The organism is Deltaproteobacteria bacterium, from assembly GCA_029210625.1.
Lineage (GTDB): Bacteria > Myxococcota > Myxococcia > SLRQ01 > SLRQ01 > JARGFU01.
The window spans coordinates 1-16,839 of sequence record JARGFU010000055.1 but is presented as its reverse complement, the minus strand read 5'-3'; the positions used below and the strand labels follow the sequence as shown (position 1 = coordinate 16,839).

The 16,839-nt window shown below is 72.2% G+C and carries 4 protein-coding genes; all 4 read right to left on the bottom strand.

All coding sequences use genetic code 11. The annotated features are described in order from the left end of the window. The coding region (locus P1V51_25065) for a GYF domain-containing protein (GenBank protein ID MDF1566327.1) at window positions 1–1,719 on the bottom strand (1,719 nt) is incomplete at its 3' end. A 173-nt stretch (window positions 1,720–1,892) separates the two neighbouring features. Beyond that, window positions 1,893–14,324, bottom strand: coding sequence for a tetratricopeptide repeat protein (locus P1V51_25060; GenBank protein MDF1566326.1), 12,432 nt, complete (start codon window positions 14,322–14,324; stop codon window positions 1,893–1,895). A 170-nt stretch (window positions 14,325–14,494) separates the two neighbouring features. Continuing rightward, complete coding sequence (cglE, locus tag P1V51_25055) at window positions 14,495–15,160, bottom strand: adventurous gliding motility protein CglE (protein MDF1566325.1); 666 nt, start codon at window positions 15,158–15,160, stop codon at window positions 14,495–14,497. A gap of 52 nt (window positions 15,161–15,212) precedes the next feature. After that, window positions 15,213–16,839: AgmX/PglI C-terminal domain-containing protein (locus P1V51_25050; protein ID MDF1566324.1), on the bottom strand; the 1,627-nt coding region annotated here is incomplete at its 5' end.

Sequence of the window (16,839 nt, the reverse complement as noted above, 5' to 3'; positions counted from 1 at the left end):
CTCGGGGGCGGCGGCCGTCGGGGCAGCGGCCACCGGCGCGGCGGCGGCCGGGGCGGCGGGCTCGACGGGATCGGCGGTGGCGGTCTCCTTGTCGAAGACCCCGCCGGCCCAGAGGCCGCCGAAGATGATCAGGCTGAGCACCCCCACCAGGCCACCACCGAGGGCGGCGAGCTTGCCCATGGTCAGTTGCTGGGGCGGCGCCCCCATGATGGGGACGGCGCCGGTGGCGGGCCCCACCGGCAGCGGGTGCACCGCGGCCGGCGTGTGATGCGGCGCCGGCGCGGCGGCGGCCGCGTAGGCCGGCGGCGGCCGGGTCGCGGGCTCGGGCTGGAAGGCCCCGGCCGGGGTCTGCGGCGCCATCGCGGGAGGCAGCTCCGGCTCCGGGGTCGGCGGCGGCGGGAGGTTGCCCAGATCGAGCCCACCGAGAGCGCCGCCGAGCGGCGCCTGGGGCTCGGGGGCGTGCGGGAGGCCCACCGGATCGGCGGTGGGGGCGGCGAGGGTCTCGACCGGCTCGTTCTCGAGCGCGTCCATCTCGTCCGCCGCGAGGGACGCCAGGAGCGCGGCCGCGCCCGGCTTCCAGCCGCTGTCCGGCTCGTCCGCTGCCGAGGACAACGCGGCGGGCTCGGGGGCGCTCGCCGCGGGCGCCGGCTCGGCCACCAGGGCCTCGCGCACCGGGGCGATGAGATCCTTGAGGCCCTCGACCGTGGAGAGGGGCTCCCAGTCCCCCATCCCGTTCTTCCAGCAGAGGCTGTCGGGGCCGATGTCCCCGGCCTCCCAGCGGTGCTGCACCTCGGCGACGGTCAGCGGCCCGACCTGCTCGTCCTGGACCGCGACGTACCACTCGGCCTCACCGGTGTCCTCCGGTCCTGCCCCGTAGTCGCCCTCGTCGTCGTAGCCGCCATCGTAGAAGTCGTCCGAGTGACGCTCGCGCTCGCTGGCGACCAGGCGCATGGAGTTGGTGTCGAAGACCCGGGTGGAGGCGTGCTCGTCCTCGTAGCCGCCGGAATCCTCGCCGAGGGCGGCGTCGAAGGCGTCGTCCACGTCCGAGGAGAAGGGATCCGAGGGGACGGCGGGATCGGTGGCCGGCGCGGGGCCGTCCCCGAAGATGCTGTCGAAGGCCATCCCGATCTCGTCCTCGGGACCGGAGGAGGGCGCGGCAGCGGGCGCGGCAGCGGGCGCGGCGGCGGGCGCGCTGGCGGCCACCTCGGTCTGGGCGGCCGGGGCCTGCGGGGCGGTGCTGCCGTTGGCCGGCGGCGCGATGTCGTCGCCGAGCTCTCCCAGCTCGGCGCCCAGCTCGGCCCCCAGGGCCGCGCCGAGGTCGTCGTCGAGCCCACCTAGACCGCCGGCGGCCTCGAGGCCACCTCCGGCGTCATCGAGATCGGGCGCGGAGGCGGCCATCGGGACGGGCATCCCCTGCCCCGCCGCGGGGGCGGGCGGCGCCTCGTCGTCCAGCTCCGCCTCGGACTCCTGGGCCATGGGGTTGGGCAACACCACGGTGGCGTCGAACCCCTCCTCCAGGGAGGCCTCGGCCTCCAGTCCGGTGGGCGCCTCGATCTGGGTCAAGGAGTCCTCTGGCTCCACACCGGGGTCGGTCTCGAGCTGAGGCCGCACCACGATGACGTGAGAGCACTTCTTGCACTTGACCTTCACGCCCTTCGTGCCGACCTTCTCGTCGGCAATCATGTACTGGGCTCCGCATTCGTCGCAGGCGAACTTCATGATTTCCGGGCTCTTTTCGTTGTTGGCACGAAGCGCGGACCCTCGCGAGGCCCACGTCGGTCAATGATTCACGCTAGCACCCTGCCGCGCGCCACGTCCAATTTTCAGGAGGTTGGAAGAGGCGCCCGGATCCACGGGATCCACTCGTCCTACACCCCTCCCTACGTCCCAGATCAGGTCGGGATCTGTACGGCGAGACCGAGGGCCTCGCGAACCTGGAAGAACTCCTCGGAGAGGCAGAACATGACGAGATCTCGCACCTTGGTGCGGAAGGGCAGCTTGGCCGCCCCGCCCTTGTCCTCCATGAGGCAGGAGCGCGCGACGGCGATGTCTCCGGCCAGGAGGATCCCGGCGCGGTTGGCGGTGTGCTCGACGCCGGCGGCGTAGTCCCGCAGATCGGCCAGCGCCCGCTCGGGGCTCCAGTCCCGGACGACCCGGGCCAGGGCCTGGGTGGCCTCCGGGGAGAGCACCTTGCGCAGCTGGGCCTGGGTCCGCTGCACCTCCTGGGGGTGCAGGTTCACCGGGAAGCCCGGCCGCACCAGGGAGGCCGCGGACTGCAGGAGCAGGTCGAGGTGCTCGAGGTCGAGGACCCGGCCGAGGGCCAGCTCCGGCCGGCAGAAGGCCATGGCCTTGCCGATCGCGAACCAGAGCTCCCGCTTGCTGGAGCGGCCGAGCATCTCCTCGCTCGCCGCCAGGGAGAGCGGGCTGGTGTTGAGCACCGCCAGCCCCTCGGTCTGGTCGAGGCGCTGGTAGAGCGCCACCGCCTCCATCCCCAGCACCTTGCCCACGTAGCGGTACATGTTGGCGAAGTAGAGGGGGGAGCTGGCGACGTCGACCCGATCCTTGCGGACGTTCACGCCCTCGACCTTCAGGTCCACGGCGATCGCCGGGCCCGCCTGCTCGTAGAGGATGGCCAGGATGTCGGCCACGGGCCCCTTGAGCTTATCGTGGTAGAGCTGCTGCTCCCAGAGCCGGTCGGTGAGCGAGCGGGTGGCCCGCTCCGGCGCGTAGGGCTTGATGCGCTCGAAGAACTGCTGCTCCTCGGGCTCGGGGTTGCCGATGAGCACGTTGATCACCGCCGAGACGCAGAAGGCGCGATCGAAGCTCTTGCGGGCGGTGTGCAGCCGCAGGAGCGCCCGGGCCACCCGGGCCGGCTCGTCGGTGACCTTCAGCGCCATCTGGAAGGCGGTGATGGCGTCCGCCTCGGCGCCGGGCTTGGCGGCGAGGAGGCTGGCGTAGGTCTCGATGGCGTCCACGTCCTCGGGGTCGGCCCGGGTCACCACCTGGTAGGCGGCGATGGCTCCGTCGAGGTTGCGCAGGGCGTTGCGGTAGAGATCGCCCACCGCGCGCCAGAGCCCCACCCGCACGGCCCGGGTCTGCGGCCCCTTGGGGATCCGCTGGATCATCCGGGAGTAGGCCTGCTCGAGCTCCTGCCAGCGCTTGCGCTTGCCGAGGATCTCCTCGATCGCGGCCAGGGCCGGCGCGAGGGTGTAGTCGAGATCCAGGGCGCGGTCGAAGTGGTAGACCGCCTGATCGGGATCCTTGAGGTCGTCCCGGTAGATCTCGGCCAGGGTGAGCTCGTAGCGCTTCTGGAGGTTCACCTCGGCCTGCACCTCCGGGTGGGAGAGCAGGCGCTCGAGGATCTCCACCGCCTTCGCCGCCTGCCGGGTCTCCCGGTAGAGGAGGAGCAGCGACTGCAGCGGCGCCAGGGCGTTCTCCTTGAGCTTGTGGGCCCCCATGTAGGCGTCGATCGCCGAGTAGGGGTCCATCTGCTTCTCGGAGGAGGCCTGCCCGATGGCGAGGTACATCTCGTAGCGCTCGTCCGGATCGAGGGCGTCGAGGAGCCGGGTGCGCAGCTCGATGGCCTCGTCCCAGGCGTCGTCCTCCTCCAGGATGCGGACCAGGCTGGTGAGGGCCGGCGAGTGCCGCGGATCGATCTCCAGGGCCTTCTCGAAGTTCTTCACGGCCCGCTCGCGCTCGTCGAGCTTCAGGTTGATCTCGCCGAGCTGCCAGTAGTACTCGACCACCTCGAGGTCGGTGACCGACTCCCGGTGGTGGATGAGGATGGCCTGGTAGATCTTCAGGGCCTCCTCCCAGCGGGCGGCGCCGACCAGGGCCGCCCCGAGGCCCTCGAGGGCCGGGAGGTAGGTCGGGTCGTTCTCGTAGGCCTTCTCGAAGGCCTCCAGGGCGCCCTCGGCCGCCTCGAGCTTCTGGCGGACGTAGCCCAGCTTGTACCAGCGCTGGCAGAGCTCGGGCCCATCGAGGCCCGCGGCCTCCTGACCCTTGCAGACGATGCGCAGGAGCTGCTCGCCCCGCTCCCAGTCCTCGCGGCCGAGGTAGAGGGGGTAGGCGTCCTCGGCGCTCTGGAGGTCGTCCTCGGTCTTGGTGAGCGCCTCCTCGAAGTAGCGGATGGCGCCGTCGGGATCCTCCCGCTGGTCGCGGTAGAAGACGCCGATCTGGTGGAGCAGCCGTGTCTTCCGCGCGAGGTCGTCGGTGTGCTTCGCCTCCTGGACCAGCGCCTCGAGGTACTGCCCCCAGTCCTTCTCCAGCTCGGAGAGGGACTTCATCGACTGGATGGCGGGCAGGTAGCCGGGATCGATCTCCAGGGCCTGCTCGTAGTTGGCGCGAGCCGCCGCGGTGTCGAGGAGCATGTCCTCGTAGATCTTACCCATGCGGTGGTAGATCTCGACCGCGTCGTCGGAGGTGCCCGCGATGGTCACCTCGCGCTGCATCATCTCCAGCGCCGGCGACCAGTTGCCGCTCTTCTCGTAGAGCTTGCCCAGCGCCCCGAGGGCGTCGCGGCTCTCGGGGAGGATCTCCAGCGCCTGGGAGAAGACCGTCTCGGCCTTGTCCACCCGCTGCAGCTGATCGTGCCAGACGTTGCCCAGCTCGATGTGCAGCTGGACCGCCGTCTCCTCGTCCCGGGTCATGGAGAGCTTGTGCTCGAGGGCGCCGATGAGGCGCTCCCACTCCTCGAGGGCGCGCAGCTGGCGGATCTGCCCCTCGAGCGCGTTGGTGTGCTCGGGGTCGATGGCCAGGGCCCGCTCGTAGGCGTCGAGGGCGTTGGGCGGGTTGTCGAACTGGCTCTCCTGCAGGGTCGAGATCTTCAGGAGGAAGGCGACCTTGGCGTCGGCGTCCTCGGTGGCCTCGACCTGCGCCTCGTAGGTGCGCAGCAGCTCGTTCCAGCGCTCGAGGCGGGTGTAGATCTGCTCCAGGGCGTTGAGGCTGGGCTCGTGGGTCGGGTTCTCCTCCAGGCCGCTCTGCCAGGCGCGGATGGCGGAGGCGTCGTCCTTGCGGCGCTCCTCGTGGATCTCACCGACCTGGAACATCCGGTCGGCCCGCTGCTCGGAGGAGACCTCGGCGGCGCGCTCGAGGATCCCCACGAGCTCGTCCCAGGACTCCGAGGCCTCGTAGATCCGGGCCAGGTTGTCGATGGCCATGACGCAGGCACCGTCCAGGTCGGTGATCCGGCGCCAGGTGGCGATGGCCTCCTCCATGTCGTCGAGGTCCTGCTCGTAGACCTCGGCGATCCGGGCGAGCACCTTCTTCTGCTCCTCGGGCTCGCCGGTGACCTCCAGCTTCTGCTCCAGGGCCACGACCAGGTTCGAGGCCTGCCCCCGGGCCACGAAGAGCTTCGAGAGCATCTCCAGGGCGGGCGTGGAGGAGGGGTCGAAGGAGAGCACCTGACGGATGGCCGCCTCGGCCTCGTCCGGGTCGTCCAGGCGCTGGTCCTGCACCTCGGCGAGCTTGAGGAGGGCGTTGGCCTTGGCGGGCCCGGGGGGCTGATCGTCCGCGATCTCCTCGATGACCACGGCCAGCTCGTCCCAGGTGTCGGCCTCCTCGGCCAGCCGGAAGAGGCCGGCCTCGATCTGCTCGTCGTCCGGCCGCTCGGCGAAGGCCCGCCCGAGGGCGAGGAAGGCCATCTCCTTCTGCCCGAGCTTCTCCTCCTGCAGGTAGGCGATCTCCAGCTGCAGGGACCGCCGCTCCTCGTCGTCGGCGGCGTGGGGCAGCAACCCCTCGACCAGGGTGGCCATCTCCCGCCAGCGATCACTCTTCTCGTAGATCGCGCGCAGCTTGGTCACGGCCTCGCGGTTGCCGGGATCGGCCACCAGCACCTGCTCCAGCGCCTCGGCGCCGGAGGCGACCCGCTTCACGTCGTCGGCGTAGGTGCGCGCGATCTCGAAGAGCACCACCACCAGGTGGGCCCGGATGTCCTCCAGGCTCGCCTCGCGGGCCTCGAGGGCCTCACCCTCCTCGTGCTCGGCGCGCGTCTGCTCCAGCTCGAGCTCGTGGGTGATCACCCGCGCCCGGGCCTCCATCACCTTCACGGCCTCGCCCGGCGCCTTCAGCTCGCGCAGCAGCCCCTCGAGGGAGAGGAGCTCGTCCTCCAGGTGCGGCTCCACGTCGAGGTAGCGCCGGCAGGCCTCGATCGCCTCGTCCCGGTTGTCGAGCTCGCGGCCGAGCACCTCGGCCAGCCGCATCCGCACGGCCTTGGTGCCCTCGGGGGTGTCCTGCAGGGGCACCAGCCGCTTGAGCACCGTGACCAGCTCGTTCCAGCTGCCCTCGGTGTCGTAGATGTCCCGCAGGGCCTCGAGGGCCCGCAGGTTGCGGGGATCCCGCTCGAGCACCGCCCGGAAGGAGGCGATGGCGTCGGAGGCCTGGCCGAGCTTCGCGCCCATGACCCAGCCCAGCCGATCGTTGAGGCGGGTGATCTCCCGCGGATCGATGGTCCGCTCCAGGCGGCTCTTGAGGTGGTCGGCCAGCACCTCCCACTGCTCGGAGGCCTCGTAGAGGCGCTCGAGGGCAGCCTGGGCCGCCTCGGAGCGCTTGTTCAGCTCCAGGACGTCCTTCCACAGGCCGATGGCCCGCTCGTGCTCGCCGAGGTGCTCACCGAGGACATCGGCCAGGCGGCCGATGAGCCGCTCGCGGGCGGCGTCGTCCTTGGCGGCCTCCAGCTGCACCTCGAGGTTCGCCGCCAGCTTCTGCCAGGCGCCGGCCTCGGCGTAGAGCTGCTCGATGCTCCGCAGGGCCGGCAGGTGGCCCGGCTGCACCTCGAGGAGCTCCTCGAAGATCGCCACCGCACGATCCGTGGCTTGCATCTTGTCGGCGTAGAGCTGGCCGAGGCGGAAGAGCACGGCGGTCTTCTCCTCGGCGTCGGAGGTGAGCTCGGCCTGGTGGGTGAGGGTCTCGGCCAGGTCGTGCCAGTCCTCGCGCCGGCGGTAGAGCCGATCCAGGGCCTGCAGCGCGGGCAGGCAGTCCGGATCGATCTTCTTCACCTGCTCGTAGTGGTTCAGGGCGGTCTCGGGATCCTCGAGCTTCGTCTCGTAGATCCGGCCGACGGTGAGGCTCATCTCGGCCAGCACCTCGGGCACCCCGATCTCGTCGATGGCGTCCTCGTAGACCGCCACCAGCTCCTCGTGCTGCTCGGTGAGCTCGGCCAGGCGCTCGAGGCCGGCCCGCACCTCGGGGTCGGTGGGCAGGAGGTTGAAGGCCCGGCACAGCAGGATGAAGGCCATCTCCGGGGAGCCCAGGCGTCGCTCCTGGATCTCGTGCATCTCCCAGAGCACCTCGAGGCGGACCTCCTTCTCCGGCTCGTAGCCGGCGCGCACGTCGAGCACCGAGAGCAGCTGCGGCCAGGCCGCCTGCGAGCGGTAGACGTCCTCGAGGAGGCGCGCGAGATCGACGCGATCCTTCTGCTCGCGCAGCAGCTGCTCCACCCGCTCCACGGTGGCGGCGTGGCCCGGCTCGAGCGCCAGGACCTCGCGGTGGAGGACGAGGGCGCCGTCCGGATCGAGGAGGCGGCTCTCCTTGAGCTCGGCCAGGCGGTGGAAGTAGCCCACCTGCGCCGGGACGTCCTTCGCCTCGGCGGCCAGCTCGGCCTCCCGGCGGAGGATGTCGTCGAGCTCGGTCCAGCGCTCCTGGCGCTGACAGAGGTCGTCGAGGTGAGCCCAGGCCTCGCGATCGTCCGGGGCCAGCTCCGTGAGCTGACGCCAGGTGGCCATCGCGGCGCCGACGTCGCCCTGCTGCTGCTCCTGCACCAGGGCGATCTGGCGCAGCAGCTTCACGCGATCGGCGACCGCCTCGGTCGCCGTGAACTGGCGGCGCAGGACCTCGATGTGGGCGTCGAGGTCACCCTCGAGGCGGGTGAGGCGGGAGAGGCGATCGAGGGCCAGGGTGTCGGAGGGGTGGATCTCCAGCAGCCGCTGGTAGTGGCCGATGGCCGCCTCGACCTCACCCGCGTCGGCCTGCAGCTTGCCCAGCCGGCGCAGGTAGAGGGCGACGACCTCGTCGTCGCGCACGGAGCCCACCAGGCTCTCGAGCAGCTCGGCCTCCTCCTCCTGGAGCTCGCTCTGCTCGGAGAGCGCCTCCAGGCGGGAGAGGGCCTCGCGATTCCAGGGCAGGGCCTGGAGCGCGCGAGTGATGCTCATGAAGGCCATCTCCTCGCTCTGCTGGCTGGAGGCGTAGACGTCGGCGATCTCGCAGAGGAAGCTCGACTGCTCCTCCGGATCCTCGGAGGCGGAGGCGAGGATCTCCAGGGCCTTGATCAGGCGTGCCGAGTCGGCCCCCTTCTCGTAGCGCGGCTTGAGCACGCGCGCGGCCCGGGCGGCGGCGGTGCGGGCCCAGGCCTCGACCCCCGACTGGAGGATCTCCTCGAGGCCGGCCACGGCGCCGGTGGAGGCGGGCTCGGCGGCCAGGGCCGCCTCGTAGATGTCCACCGCCTCGTCGGGGCGGCGCAGGCGCACCTGGAGGACGCGCCCCCAGCGGAAGCGCCACTCGGCCTCGGCGTGGGCGTCGCCGGCCTTCTTGGCCAGCTCGACTTCCATCGCCAGGACCTCGCAGAGCTCGTCCCAGCGCTCGAGCTCGGAGAGCACCCGCCCGAGGCGCTGCAGCACCTCGGGGTCGGGATCGTCGCCGTCGAGGGTCACGATCTCGCGGAAGGCCGAGACGGCGTCCACGGGCTGGGTGGCCTCGGCCACCCCGGCGACCTCCATCCAGAGGGCGCGCTTGCGCGAGGGATCGTCGGTGGCCTCGATCAGCTTGCGATCGACGCCGATCAGCTCGGGTGAGCGGGCCTCGCGCAGCAGGACGGCGAGGGACTCGAGGGCCTCGATCTCCCCGGTGGCCTCGGCGAGGGCCTGCCGGTGGAGGATCGCCTTGGTGGGCTGCCCCAGCGAGACCTCGTAGATCTCGGCGGTGCGGGCGTGCAGCGGCAGGACCCAGTCCGCGCCGGGATCGGCCTTCTCCAGGACCTCGCGGTAGAGCCCGGCGAGCTCCTCCCAGGACTCGGTGACCTGGGCGAGGACCTCGATGCGCTCGCGCACCTCCTCCTCCTGGGGCATCTCGCGCATGGCGCGGCACCAGACCATGAAGGCCAGGGGCGGCTGCCCCACCCGCTCCTCGTAGAGGCTCGCGATCTCGCGGAAGAGGCCCAGGCGGGCGTCCGGATCGGCCTCGGTGGGCAGGCGGATCTCCAGGACCTCGGTGAGCTTCCTCCCCTCCCCGCGGGCCCGGTAGATGGGCTCGAGGCCGGCGGCGGCCGAGACCCGGGAGGCCTCGTTCACCAGCAGGCGCTCGAGGCCGGTGATGGCGGCGGCCAGCTCGGCCTGCCCGGGAGCGGACTCCTCGCCCTCGGTGGAGGCGGCCACCACCGAGCGGTAGATCTCCAGCGCCCGGGTGGGGCTGCCGTCGTGCTCCTCGAAGATCGCGCCGAGGCGGACGAGGTAGCGGAAGCGCTCGGTCTCCTCCTCCAGGGCCTTCACCAGGTTGGCCAGGATCCGGGCCTGGTCCTGCGGCCGCTCGGCCTTCGCGTAGAGCCGCTCCAGCTCGCGCAGGGCCGAGGTGCGGGCCTTCGCGTCGGCGTTGGGCTCGGCCACGATCAGCTCGAAGGCGTCGATGGCCTTCTCGTCGTCGCCCGCCTGCTCCAGGAGCTTGGCCAGCTCCAGGCGAGCCACCGAGCGCTCGCCGCCATCCTTCGCCAGGTCGACCTTGGTCCGGTAGAGGTCGACGAGGTTCTGGGCGTCGGCCTTCTTGTTGAAGAGGCCCTCCAGCTGGTCGAGGACCTCGCGGTCTTCGGGGGCCAGGGCCTGCACCCGCTTCCAGGCGGAGATGGCGGCCTCGGCCGAGCCGTGGGCGGTCTTCAGCGCCGCCGCGCGCCGGAAGAGCTCGATGGCCTGGGGATCGCCCTCCTCCAGACCCTCGGCGCTCTCCTCGAGCACCTCCCAGAGATCTTCGTGGTTCTGGAGGGCGTCGGCGAGCTCGGCGGCCGCGGTGGCCGCGGCCAGGGTGTCGATGCGCTTGCCGATCTGCCGGCAGGCGATCATGAAGGCCATCTCGGGGGCCTTGAGCTTGTCGGCGTGGATCTGGCGCAGCTCGGAGAAGAGCCGGGTGGCCAGCTCGGGATCGGCCTCGCCGCCGCCCGCCAGGCGGGCCTCGCGCAGGTCGATGCGCTCGCGGTGGTTGCCGGTCTTGGCCAGCACCTCGTCGAGGAGGGCGTAGGCCTTGGGCGAGGTGTCGCCGCCCGCGCGGGTGATGGCCTCGAGGGCCTCCCGGGCCGGGGCGTGGGTCTCCTCCAGCTGCAGCACCTCGCCGTAGAGCTCGATCGCCTCCGCGGCCCTGCCGGCCTCGCGCACCAGCTCCGCCAGGCGGAAGGTGATGTCCCGCTTGCGGTCGACGGTGGACGCCGACTTGCGCTGCAGGTCGAGCACCCAGGCCAGATCGTCCCGCCGGCCCAGCTTCTGGTAGAGGCGGTCGAGCACCCGGGAGGACTCGGCGTCGTCCGGCGCGATCTCGACGACCTTGCGGTGGGCGTCCGCGGCCAGGCCCGGATCCTCCAGCCGCTCCTCGGCTACCCGCCCGGCCTCCCGCCAGTGGCGGATCTGCTCGGCCGGCTCGGTGGCGAGCTCGGCGCGCCGCACGCTGTGCGCGTGGAGATCGGGCCAGCGCTCGGTGACCCGGTAGAGGGCGTGCAGGCCCTCGAGGGCCTCGGCGTTCGCCGCGTCCGCGCCGAGGATCTTCTCGTAGGCCGCGATGCCCACCTCGCGGGTGGCGGCCTTGGCGGCGGTCTGCTCGGCGAGGAGCCGCCAGGCCAGCACCAGGGTGGTGCCGCTCAGGTTCTGCTCCAGGGCCTCGACGGTCTCGATGAAGCGATCGACCTCGTCGATCGACGCCGCCATCTTGGCGATCGGCTCCTCGAGGCCCTCACCGCCGCGGGCCTCGCGCGCGCGCAGCAGTGCCCCGAGGGCCGGCGCCCGCTGGTGCAGCTCGCTGGCGTAGAGCTCGGCCGCCCGCTCGAGGTGGCCGGCGCGCTCGGCGCCCTCGGTGATCACGGCGAGGCGCTCGAGGAGCTCGGTCACCTCCGCCGAGTCGTGGGTCTTCTCGCAGGCCGCGGCCAGCGCCAGCGCGGCGTCCTTGCCGATCTCGGGCGCGTCGAGGAGGGAGCGCAGCCCCTCCCGGGCGTCGGGATCGCCCGGCCGCTCCAGCAGCACCTGACGGAACTGCTCCACCGCCTCGTCCGCCCGCCCGAGGGAGCGGGCGAGCTGGGCGCTCTTGAGCTTCAGCCGCCCGGAGGCGTGCTCGTCTCCGGTGGCCGCTGCGAGGGCGGCCTGCCGCAGGATGATCTCCGAGAGGCCCTCCTCGTCCCCGGCGGCCTCGAGGGCCCTGGCCAGGGAGGGCAGGACCTCGGCCTCCCCCGCCCCGGCCTCCAGGGCCGCGCGCAGGGTGGCCGCCGCCTCGGCGTGCTGCTGGAGGTACTGCTCCTGCACCTCGCCCCGCTCGAGGAGGAGGCGAGCCTTGTCCGGCGGCGTCGCCGCCAGCGGCACCAGGCGCTCCAGGGTCGCGGCCAGCTCGGGCCACTGCTGGGTGTCCCGGGCGATCCGCGCCAGGGCCTGCAGGGAGTCGTGGTGGATCGGATCCTTCGGATCGGTCGCCTCCACCAGCCGCTGGTAGACGGTGGCGGCGCCCTCGGCGTCGCCGAGGACCTCGGCCCGCAGCTTCGCGCGGGCGACCTGCAGGGGGCGCAGGAGCTCGGGGCCCGCGCCCGACTCCTGGGCGGCCTCGTAGATCTCGCCCAGCAGGGCCTCGTACTCGGTGTGGGCGCCCGCCTCGGTGGCCAGGCGCTGCAGCTCGTCGGTGAGCTCCCGGTCCTGGGGCGTCAGGCGCGCGGCGCCGCCCAGGGCCAGCAGCGCGGCCCGCTTGTCCGCCAGGCGCTCCTCCTGCAGCGACGCCACCCGGCGCAGCAGGCCGGCCTTCTGCGCGATGTCGTCCCCCACGTGGGCGACCCGATCCTCGAGCAGCTGGAGCAGGCGGGTCCACTCGCCGCCTGCCTCCAGGCGGCGCTCGAGCCGATCGAGGAGCTCCGGCGCGGCGTCCTTGCCCTCGCAGAAGCGGGCGAGCACCTCGATCACGGCCGGATGCTCGGGCGCGGCGTCGTCCACGGCGACGAGCCGGGCGGTGGCCTCCTCGGCCTTGCCGGCCTCGGCCAGGAGCCCGGCGAGCTCCAGCCCCCGGCTGACGTCGGCGGCGTCCGACTCGACGACCCGGGAGAGGACCTCGATGCGGGCCTCGAGATCGCCGGCGGCCTCGAGCACCCCCAGCAGCGCTCGGAGGATCTCGGGATCCTCGGGCGCCCCCTCCAGGAGCCCCTCGAGGGTCTGCCGCGCGGCGGCGGCGTCCTGCATGGTGTCGGCCTGGTGCGCGGCCAGCTTCAGGCCGGCCACCCGCTTCTCGTCGGCGCTCTCGGCGGCGGCGAGCTTGGTGGTGAGGGCCTCGGCGACCTCCTCGGGGCTCCCGCTCTCGGTGAGGGTCCGCTCGAGGCCGGCGTTGGCGTCGGCGTCGGCCGGCGCGATCACGAGGACGCGCCGGTAGGCCTCGGAGGCTGCCCGGGTGTCCCCCGCGGCCTCCCAGGCAGCGCCCAGCTCCTGCCACAGCTCCACCTTGCGGCGGTCCTCGGTGGCCAGCTCGGCGGCGATCGCCAGGCCCCGGGTCAGCAGGACCGAGTCGCCGGCGGCCTCGGCGGCCTCCCGCAGCTGGGCCACGGCCCGCTTGCGGCCGGGATCGAGGGAGAGCAGGCGCTGCAGGGCCTGCGCGGCCTCCCCCGGGCGCTTCAGCTCCTCGGCCTCGAGGGTGGCCAGGCGATCGAGGAGGCGCTGCCGGGTCTCGATGTCCTCGGTGGCCTCCACCAGGCGCTCGAGCATCCGGGCGACCTTCTCCCAGGCCTCGTCCTCGGCGTAGAGGGTCTCGAGGCGACCGGCGACCTCGGCGTTGCCGGGCTCGAGATCGAGGGCGGCCTCGAGGTGGGTGCGCGCGGCGGCGCGCGAGTCGAGGTGCTCGAGGTGCAGCTCGGCGAGCTCGCGGTGCAGACGCACCCGCTCGCTCTTGTCACCGCCGGCGGCGAGGCGAGCCTCGAGGACGTGGGCGGCCTCCTGCCAGGCCTCCTGCCGCTGGTAGGCGAAGGCCAGCGCCGAGGCCGCCACCGCGTGGCTGGGGTCGGTCTCGAGGACCTTGATCAGGGCCGCCCGGCCGCCCTCGGCGTCGTCGAGGCGCTGCTCCCGCACCCGGGAGAGACGGACGAGGACCTCGGCGGCCATGTCCCGATCCTTCACCGAGCCGGCGAGGGTCTCGTAGGCGGCGGCCAGCCCCTCGTAGTCCTGCTTCTGGCTGTGGAAGTCCTCGAGGAAGTCGAGGGCCGAGCGGCAGCCCGGATCCAGCAGGAAGACGCGCTCGAGGTTCTCCCGCACCTTCTCGCCGTCGTCGGCGTAGAGGGCGTGGAGCATGGCGATGCGCAGGTAGGCGTCGGCGGCCACCCGCTTGTCGCGGGCGTCCACGGCCTCGGCCCGCAGGGCCCGGGCCTGCTCCTTCCAGCTCTTGGACTCCTCGGCGTAGGCCTCGAGGACCTTCTCCTTGAGCTCACCGTACGCGTCGGCGTCGATCTCCCCGGCCTGCTCCAGCAGGCGCGTGGCCTGCTCCCGGTACCAGGCGAAGGCGGCCAGCCGCTCCCCGAGGGAGGCGAAGACCGGCCCGAGCTCGGGTGCGCCGGCCTCGAGCTCCATGGTGGCCAGGCGCGCCGCCTCCGAGAGGCGGCCGTCGGAGATCAGCTGCTCCCGGGCCCGGGCCAGCGCCCCGTGCTGGGCCTTGTCGGTGGCGAAGGCGGCCCGCCAGCTCTGCACCGCGCGGTCGGGCTCCCCGAGCTTCTCGGCCTGCAGCTCGGCCAGGGCGAGGAGGTGCTCGGCCTTGGCGCTGCCCTCGGCCGCGGCCACCCGCTGGCGCAGCAGGGCGGCCAGCTCGTTCCAGGCCTCGGCGCTCTGGAGCACCTCGACCATTCCGTCGGAGGCCTCCCAGCGCCTCGGATCGCGCAGGAGGACGGCCTCGTAGTGCCTTCGTGCGGCGACGAGATCCTCGAGCTTGCGGTGGTAGAGCACCGCCAGCCGCTCCCTCAGATCGAGGGCGTCGGGCGCCTCGGGCACCTTGCGCAGGCGCTCCTCGTAGAGCCTGGCGAGCTCCTCCCAGGAGGAGGCCTCGTGGTACCGGGCCGCCAGCTCCTCGAAGGCCTCTCGATGAGCGGGAAAGAGCTGAAGCTTGCGCGTGGTTTCCCGATGCTCCTCTGCCATGTCTCTCCCTTGGGAACCCCGCCCGATGCCACCACGGGGGCCCGTAGAACCGCGTCCGAGAAGTCGCACGATTTCCAGAAAACGCGCGTAATTCCGGGTGAGTGTAGGCCGGGATGGGGCCTGCGATCAAACGGAAGTGAGGCCGGTTCGAGCCCCGTTTTCGGCCGCGCCTAGAAGGTGTAGGCGAGGCCGAGCTGGGGGTGCAGCACGAGGGTGCTGGTGCCCAGCCCGTAGGCGGCCTCGAGGTCGAGGCCGATCGAGAAGTGGCGCATCCGCGTGTAGTAGCGGAAGCCGAGGCCACCGAAGGCCTGGGGCTGCAGGCCACCGAGCTGAGAGGCCGGGGCCGAGGTCAGCACGCCGCCGCCGGCGCTCACCGTGAGGTAGAAGCGCTCGATGCCCTGGGAGTCGGAGATCCCCAGGTAGCCGTAGCGCACCCGCGCGCCCATCAGGAGGGTCGCGAAGTCGCCGCCGGGGGCGATGGCGCCGGAGGCCTCGCCCCGGTAGGAGGAGGGCGCCCCGACCTGGACGCCGGAGAGGTAGCCCTCGAGTTCCAGCCGGTCGCCCAGGTCGAAGCCCGCAGCCACCCCGAAGGAGAGGCCCATCAGGGCGCCCGGGGCGTCACCCGGGGCGCCGAGGAGGATGCCTCCGCCGAAGTTGCCCGTGACGTAGAGCCCCCGCTCCACCTCGTCCCAGTCCTTGGTGATCGGGCCGCCCCGCTTCTTCTTGGCGGCGGCCGCGGCCGTGGCGGGGACGAGGGCGAGGGAGACGGCCACCAGCACGGCCATCAGGCCGGGCAGGCGCCGGACGAGAGAAGAGGGCGTGGCGAAGAAGTGCATCACTCGACGGGAGGACCATAGCGCGAGCGCGGCCCCGGCGAAAGCCGGCAGCCTAGCCGCTGGGCTTGAAGAGGAAGGGATAACTGACGATGACGATGCCGCCGCCCTTCGGTTTGGGGAACTGCCAGGTCTTCACCCGGGAGTTGATACACTCCTCGACCGTCTTGTTGTTCATGGTGGTGGCCGCGGTCTTCGCGACCGTCACCGAGCCCATCGCCGAGATGGTGAACTTCACGGTGATCTTGCCGTAGAGGCCGGGCTTGGACTGCAGCTCCCGCTCGTAGCAGTAGCGGACCTGGGAGAGGTGGGCGCGGATGACCCGGCGGATCAGCTCCTTGTCCAGGGAGCCCATGATCACGGGCTCGCCCTGATCGATGTTGATGCTGCTGTCCTTCTTCTTGCCGAGGCCGCCGACGCCGCTGCCGTAGCCGCCGAGGCCGCCGCCCCGGCCCTTGGTGCCGATGCCGCCCACGCCGAAGGTGTTGCCCGAGAGGCCGCCGCCGCCGCCGCCGGTGCCGCGCAGGCCCAGGCCGCCGACGCCCTGGGCGTCACCCACCGAGGAGCCGACCAGGCCGCCGAGGGCGCCGTTCAGGTCGCCGCCGAGGCCGCCCTTGCCGAAGATCGTCGAGACGCCGGCCGAGCCGCCCTCCTTGAGCATCTTGAAGATGCCGGTGGACTTGATGATGTCCTTGGAGTTGATGTCGATGGCCTTCGGCGCCGAGCGCGTGTTGCGATCGGGGGCCTTCTTGCGGCCCATCTTCCCCTCGTCGCCCTTGGCCTTGGCCGCGGCCTCGCCGGGATCCGACTTCTTGAGGGAGTCGAGCAGCTTCTCGAGCCGCTCGTTCTTCACCGGCTCCGGTGGCTTCAGGATGAACTTCGCGAAGCGGTTGGGCGACTTGAAGAGGTCGTCCGCCATCAGGTCGGTGTCGTAGGGGAAGTTGAAGGCGGTGATCATCATCGCCAGGTGCATGAACATCACGAAGAGGAAGAGGTTCAGGAACTGGTAGTTCAGACCCTCGGTCCAGGGGATCGCGATCTTCGTGGGAGGCGTGACGAAGCGCACCAGCACCGTGATCCCCCCGAAGGTGATCGCGGCGCGGGCGTCGGAGGGGAGCGTGACGGTGTAGACCCCGTCCAGCGAGCCGTCCTTCTGCGCCTTGCCCTCCTTGACCAGGTCACGGAGGGTGAAGACCTCGGAGCCCAGGCGCACCATGCCGTCCATCTTGGCGGTGAAGGCCAGGGTGTAGCCGCCCTCGTAGCGCACCAGCGGGAAGACGTCGTGGGCCTCGAGCTGATCGGCCGCGAGGAAGAAGTCGCAGGACTTGCTCTCGCCGACGGTGATCTTCTTGGGCTTCTTGTAGTGGGCCACGTTCAGCAGGACGTTGCCCCACATGAAGCGCAGCTCGAGGGAGGCGGTCGCAGGGTCGGGGACCGTCGAGAGCTCCTGCACGTAGGTCCGGGGATCGAAGGTCTCCGGCTCGGGCGGCAGGGAGATGGTCGCGTCCGCGCCAAAGGTGCCGGGCTCCCCGGCGTAGACCACGGGCTCCTGCTCCAGCGGCGAGGGAGGCGGGGCCGACGCCTCGGCGGGAGGCGGAGGAGGCTGCGCAGCCTCGGCGGCCACGGGGGCCGGAGCCGCCGCGGGGGCCGGAGCCGCCGCGGGGGCCGGCGCTGCCGCGGGG